Source organism: Qipengyuania sp. (genome assembly GCF_042095715.1).
In the GTDB taxonomy this organism is placed as follows: Bacteria; Pseudomonadota; Alphaproteobacteria; order Sphingomonadales; family Sphingomonadaceae; genus Qipengyuania.
Genome location: NZ_JBELMO010000105.1, coordinates 1 through 6,727, shown reverse-complemented (window position 1 = coordinate 6,727; position 6,727 = coordinate 1). Strand labels below are relative to the sequence as shown.

4 protein-coding genes and 1 pseudogene are annotated in these 6,727 nt (G+C 65.8%); 3 read left to right on the top strand and 2 right to left on the bottom strand.

The annotated features are described in order from the left end of the window. The coding region (gene thrS / locus ACFDTG_RS15630; RefSeq protein ID WP_375291885.1) for a threonine--tRNA ligase at nt 1-1,552 on the top strand (1,552 nt) is incomplete at its 5' end. A gap of 11 nt (nt 1,553-1,563) precedes the next feature. After that, nucleotides 1,564-2,301, top strand: a complete 738-nt coding sequence (locus ACFDTG_RS15625; protein ID WP_375291884.1) for a TSUP family transporter — start codon at nt 1,564-1,566, stop codon at nt 2,299-2,301. A 166-nt stretch (nt 2,302-2,467) separates the two neighbouring features. On the opposite strand, the gene ACFDTG_RS15620 is transcribed toward ACFDTG_RS15625, so the two are convergent. Beyond that, nucleotides 2,468-3,460 carry an agmatine deiminase family protein gene (locus ACFDTG_RS15620; protein ID WP_375291883.1) on the bottom strand — a complete coding sequence of 331 codons (993 nt, stop codon included), beginning with the start codon at nt 3,458-3,460 and terminating at the stop codon, nt 2,468-2,470. Nucleotides 3,461-3,471: 11 nt separating this feature from the next. Further along, nucleotides 3,472-5,145 (bottom strand): M28 family metallopeptidase, encoded by a 1,674-nt coding sequence (locus tag ACFDTG_RS15615; protein ID WP_375291882.1) that lies wholly within the window; start codon nt 5,143-5,145, stop codon nt 3,472-3,474. Between the two features lie 108 nt (nt 5,146-5,253). Between ACFDTG_RS15615 and ACFDTG_RS15610 the strand changes: the two are divergent. Next, nucleotides 5,254-6,727: pseudogene (locus ACFDTG_RS15610) on the top strand (glutamine-synthetase adenylyltransferase); the annotation flags it as partial.

Here is a 6,727-nt window from a genome sequence, read left to right as displayed (position 1 = left end):
CGAGACCTTCAAGGCCGAATGGGCCGCCGAACTGCCCGAGGGCGAGGAACTGACGGTCTATCATTCGGGCAATCCGGGCGAGGAAGGCAGCTGGCTCGACATGTGCCGCGGGCCGCATCTCGCCAGCACGGGCAAGCTCGATCCCGCCGCCTTCAAGCTGATGCGGGTGGCCGGCGCATACTGGCGCGGCGACCAGAAGAACGCGCAGCTCACGCGCATCTACGGCACGGGCTGGCTCAACAAGAAGCAGCTCGACGCGCACCTCAATCGTCTGGAGGAGGCCGCTAAGCGCGACCACCGCAAGCTGGGCCGCGAGATGGACCTGTTCCACCTGCAGGAAGAAGCGCACGGCAGCGTATTCTGGCATCCAAAGGGCTATCGCATCTGGCGCGAGCTGGAAGCCTACATGCGCCGCAAGATGGACGGCGCTGGCTATCGCGAAATCAAGACGCCGCAGCTGATGGACGTGCGGCAGTGGGAGCAATCCGGCCACTGGGGCAAATATGCCGAGAACATGTTTGCCGTGCCCGACATCGTGCCAGAGGTGGATGGCCTGGGAGACGGCCCGGCCAATCCGAAGGTGGCGGCGGACGCGGAGTGGATGGCCATCAAGCCGATGAACTGTCCCGCCCACGTGCTCGTCTTCAAGCAGGGCATCACCAGCTATCGCGACCTGCCCGTCCGGCTGGGCGAGATGGGGTGCTGCCACCGCAACGAACCGCATGGCGCGCTGCACGGCCTGATGCGCGTGCGTCAGTTCACGCAAGACGATGCCCACATCTTCTGCACGGAGGCTCAGGTCGTGGAAGAAGTTCGCGCCTTCTGCGCGCTGGCCGACAGCGTCTACAAGGATTTCGGCTTCACCTATCATGTGAAGCTGGCTCTGCGCCCCGAAAAGCGTTTCGGAAGCGAGGCGGACTGGGACAAGGCCGAACAGGAACTGCGCGATGCCGTTGCCGAAGCGGGCATGGCGAACGAGGCATATGGCTGGGAAGAGCTGCCCGGCGAAGGCGCCTTCTATGCGCCGAAGCTCGAATGGCATCTGACCGACGCGATCGGCCGGACGTGGCAGGTCGGCACGATCCAGGGCGACCGCGTCCTGCCCGAACGTCTCGATGCGAGCTACGTCGGGGAGGATGGCGAAAAGCATCGTCCGGTCATGCTGCACCGCGCGATCTTCGGTTCCTACGAACGCTTTATCGGCATCCTTATCGAGCACTTCGCCGGGCGCCTGCCCACCTGGCTCGCGCCGGTGCAGGCTGTCGTGGCCACGATCGTGTCTGACGCCGACGATTACGCAAAGGATGTCGTCGGCAAGCTCCAGGCAGCCGGCCTGCGCGTGGAGAGCGACCTTCGAAACGAGAAGATCAATTACAAGGTGCGCGAGCACAGCCTTGCGAAGGTTCCGCATCTTCTGGTCGTCGGCAAGCGCGAAGCGGATGAGGGCAAGGTCGCCATTCGCACGCTGGGAGAGAAGGATCAGCGGATCATGACGGTAGATGAGGCCATCGCCATGCTCCGCACCGAAGCCACGCCTCCCGACCTGCGCTGAGCGAGATCGCCTTGGGCGGCGGAATCGAGGTCTGGATCGTCGTCGCCGTCACTGCCTTTGCGGCAGGCTTCGTGCGTGGGCTGGCGGGGTTCGGCCTGTCGGTGGTGCTGGTGCCGGTGTTGGGCAACTTCATCGCGCCCCCCTTGGCCGTGCTGGTCGGCAATCTGACGCTGTTCGGCGTCGGGCTTACCGATATCGGGCGGATCAGAAGGGACGCCGACAGGTCCGCCCTGCCGATCGCGCTGCTTGCGCTGCTGGCGGTACCGCTGGGCCTCTATCTGGTTACGACGCTAAGGCCCGACTGGGCCCGTTTTCTGATCGCGCTGGTTTCGCTGGGATCCTTCGTTCTCGTCGTGACACCTTTGGGTCCGCTACGCATGCCTCGCTGGCCGGCGATGACACTTTCGGGTCTGGCGACGGGATTTTTCGGCGGGTTCGCGGGAATGCCGGGTCCCGGAATGGCGCCTTTCTATCTTCGGGGGCGCTTGTCGCCCGGTGCGGCAAGGGCATCGATGATGGCGATTTTTCTCGTCGTCACGCCGCTGTCGAGCGCGCTGTTCATCGCGACCGGGACCGGAGGATGGCAGCAGGTCGCGCTCGCGCTGGCTCTGCTTCCCGTGATGATCGCAGGCGACTGGTTGGGTCACCGCGCCTATGGAAGGGTAACGGAGCGCCAGTGGCGGCTGAGCGTCTTCGGGTTGCTGGGTGCGACCGCTCTAGTCTCGCTGGCCCGATTGGCGGGCGTCTAGAAGGGCAGCGGGCGTCCGGCCATGGTCAGCGCCAGGGCGCAGCCCGACACGATGACGATACGCAGGGCCGCTTCGAGACGCGCGCGGCGTTGTGCTGACATGGTGCGGGCAAGGGCGATAGCGCGGGTCATTCGGCTACTGTGCACCCGCAAACGCTAAGAAAGTCTTAAGGCCGCCAGCCCTCGGATGGCATCTGCTGGCTGGCGCAGTGGAACCCGCCGCCGCCTGCCAGCACCGCATCGGCGGGAAGGCCGATAGTGGCCCGGTCCGGAAACAGCTCCGCGATGGCAGATACGCCCTCCTCGTCATGCGGGCTGCCAAAGGTCGGCACCACCACGAGATGGGTCGTGATGGCGAAATTGGCGTAGCTGGCCGGCTCCACAAAATCGCCGCGGGTGACGAGGCCGGGAGAAGGAATCTCCGCCACCTCGACGCCGAAATCCTCGGCGCGGCGCTTGGCATCGGCATAGATCGCCGCGTTGGGATCGTCCTTGCCGGTCGCGCGAGGCAGCGCCAGCCGGTTCGGCGACACAAATCGCGCCAGATTGTCGACATGCCCGTCGGTATGATCGTTGATGAGACCATCGCCCAACCACAGCACGCGATCAAAGCCCAGATCGCGGTTCAGCCGGCGCTCGATATCTTCGCGGGAGAGTTCGGGATTGCGATTGGGGTTGAGCAAGCATTGCTCGGTCGTGACCACCAGCCCGGTCCCGTCGCCATCGATCGCGCCGCCTTCCAGGATCCAGTCCGCCACCTTGAGCGACAGCCCTTCATCCGTCGACAGCTGCGCGCCAATGGTCTGATCGCCCGCCATCTCGTATTTGCCGCCCCAACCGTTGAAGCCGAAGCGGCGCGCGGCGCGCGCGTCATCCTCGCCAGAGAGGATCAGCGGGCCGGTGTCGCGCAGCCAGACATCGCCATATTCGCGCCGTTCAAGACTGGCCGCGCCGGAAACGAGCTGCTTCGCGCGCGCTTCGTTGGCGGCATCGCGCACCAGCAATCGCACGCCCTGCCCGGTTTCAGCCACGGCATTGGCGAAAGCCGCGATCTGTTCCTGCGCACGCGCAAGCACCTCGGGCCATTCGTCGGCATCGTGAGGGAAGCCGATCCACAGCCAGTCCTGCGGCGCCCATTCGGGCGGCATCCGCCAAGCCATCGCGCTATCCGTCAGCAGCCGGACGGGGACGCGGCGCAATCCTTGTCACGGATCGCCCTGAACTCGTCCCCGGGCACCCAGTTGGGCCAGGCACTGGTTTCGGCCAGGCTGCGGCCGATACGATAATACAGCTGCAGATCGGCCATCACGCCCGACCAATCCCAGTTGGGATCATATTCGTCATTGGGGCCGTGATAGCGATTTTCGGTATAGTCGCCCGCGATCGCCTCGCCAGCGGCGCGCCCGCCCTTCACCAGATCCTCGCCCCCATCGATGTAGAGCATCGGTACGCCCCGCTTGGCGAAGGCGAAGTGATCGGACCGATAGTAATACCCCGCCTCCGGCTTGGGATTGGGGGTGGCCACCCGACCATCTGCAACGAGCGCAGCGTTCAGATAGCTGTCGAGTTCGCTCTTGCCGGGACCAACCACGGTGACGTCCCGCGCAGGACCCGCGATGAGAAACGCGTCCATATTAATTCCGCCCACGGTCTGCGAAAGCGGGAAGACGGGATTGGCGGCATAATAATCCGCGCCGAGCAGGCCCGATTCTTCTGCGGTCACTGCCAGGAAAACCAGGCTGCGCCGCGCCGGCCCGGCCTTGTGGTGCGCTTCGGCCAGAGCGACGAGAGCTGCGGTGCCGGTGGCGTTGTCGACCGCCCCATTGCAGATATCGTCGCCATCGGGCGCGGGCGTGCAGCGGCCGAGATGATCCCAATGCGCGGTGTGCATCACATATTCGTCCGGCGCGCCCGATCCCGGCAACATGCCGATCACATTGCGGGACTGGAACTTGCGAATGTCGCTCTGGAAATTGGTCGAGACCGTGAGGCCCAGCGGCACCGGCCTGAAGCCCTGCCTGCGTGCGGCGGTGGTGAGCGATGCCAGATCCTTGCCCGCGGAGGTCAGGATTTTCTGCGCCACGCCCTTTTGCACCCAGCCGTTCATCATGGTCAGCGGCGGCGCGTCGGGGCCGCGCTGCGCATATGCCTGCGGACCCGACCAGCTCGATTCGACCACGTTCCAGCCATAGGCGGCAGGCGCCGTATCATGGATGATGATCGCCCCGGCGGCACCTTGCCGGGCCGCTTCTTCGTATTTGTAGGTCCAGCGGCCGTAATAGGTCATAGCCTTGCCGTTGAACGGGCCCTCGAGCGTCTCGGCGCCGAAATCGGGATCGTTGACCAGGATGACCGCAGTCTTCCCGCGCATGTCGACGCCGGCGTAGTCGTTCCAGTTGCGCTCGGGCGCGACGACGCCATAGCCCACGAAGACCAACTCGCTGTCCTTCAGCGCGGTCGCCTTGTCCTCGCGATAGGTCACGCCGACCCAATCCTTACCGAACTGAAAGGCCATCGGCTGCGCGCCGCCCTTCACCGTCAGCGGGGCGAAATTCTTGCCAGTAATCTCCACCAGCGGCACGTTCTGGACCCAGCTGCCCCTGTTCCCCGGGGTAAGCCCGGCGGCCTTGAACCGCTCGATCAGGTAGGCGACCGTTTTTTCTTCGCCAGGCGAGCCGGGCATGCGTCCCTCGAAGGCGTCGGATGAAAGCGTGCGCGTCACCTCCTTCATCGTTTTGACATCGAGAGAGGCCTCGGCGGCAGGCGTACTGTCCTGGGCCGGCATCGTTGCGCAGGCGGATATCATCAGGCTTGCGCCGAGCGCGGGGAGAAGCGTGCGTTTCATCGTGCGGTCCCGTATCTGCTATGGCTTGAGGGCTGTGACGCCCGTCTTGCAGAGAGCAACCGCGACCGCAAGCTTGCGTGCGCCGCGCGGTGCGGGCAGGGGGCGGGGATGGCAGATTGGCAGGGGGCGATAGACCGCGCGCGGCGCAACGCGCCCTTCCTCGCGCGGCTGCTCGATCGGGAAACCAAGATCGCTTCGCTGCTCGCGGATGGCCTGGGTGAAGAAGCGCTCGCGGCTGCCCGGCTCGTAGGGGCATCGTCCACCGACGCCGGAGTGGCCCTGCGCCGGGAACGCCGCGCCTTGGCGCTGGCGCTGGCGATCGGCGATCTGGCGGGCGCGTTTCCTCTGGCGCGCGTGATGGGGGAACTCAGCGATTTCGCGGACCGGGCGCTGGACAGGGCGATTGCCGCCGGCATATCGCGGCGCGTGCCGGACCAGGCGCCCGCCGGCTTCATCGCGCTGGCCCTGGGCAAGCATGGCGCGCGCGAGCTGAACTATAGCTCCGACATCGATCCCATCCTGCTGTTCGACCCGGAGACCCTGCCGAGGCGCGAACGCGACGAACCCGCGGAAGCGGCGCAGCGTTACGCGCGTGAAGTGGTCCGCCTGCTGAGCGATGTTACCGAGGAGGGCTATGTCTTTCGCGTCGATTTGCGGCTTCGCCCCGCGTCGGAAGTTTCTCCGCCCGCAATTTCGCTGGCGGCCGCGACGACGCACTATGAAAGTTCCGCACTCGCCTGGGAACGCGCGGCCTTCATCCGGGCGCGCGCCTGTGCGGGCGATGTTGAGGCCGGTACAGCCTTTCTCGATACCATTTCCCCCTTCGTCTGGCGCCGAAGCCTCGATTTCGGTGCGATCGAGGAGGTGCGCAGGCTCTCCATGCGCATCCGCGACCGCTATGCCGGCCCGCGAGAGCCCGGCCCCGGCTTCAATCTCAAGCAAGGGCGCGGCGGCATTCGGGAAGTCGAATTCTTCGCCCAGACCCATCAATTGATCCATGGCGGACGCGATCCCTCGCTCAGGGTGCGTGAAACGCGGCCGGCGCTGGAGGCGCTGGCTGAGGCCGGGCATATCGATGCACGCGACGCTCTTGTAATGGGTGACGCCTATGATCGGCTGCGGACCGAGGAACACCGACTGCAAATGATCGGCGACCAGCAGACCCACAGCCTTCCCGATGGGGAGGCGCTGGAGGCGGTGGCCCGGTTGAGCGGGCAGCAGGACGGCGAAGCGTTGATCCGCAGCCTGGCCCCCGTCTGCGCGCAGGTTGCGGAGCGCTACGGCGATTTGCTGGGTGGGTCTGCCGACGAACCGCACCTGGATGCCCCCGCCGAGATGGCGGAGCGTGCCGATGGATGGACCGATGGCCGCTATCGCGCGCTCCGCAGCGAGGCGGCCATCGGCGCTTTCACCGCGCTGAGGCCGCAACTGCTTGCAGCCTTCGCAGCGTCGGACCGGCCAGACGTGGCGCTCGCCAGATGGGAAACGCTGCTTGAACGGCTTCCCAGTGCCATCAATGTCTTCCGCTTGCTGGAGGCGCGTCCCGGCCTTCTCGACCTGCTGCTCGATTGCCTCACTCTCG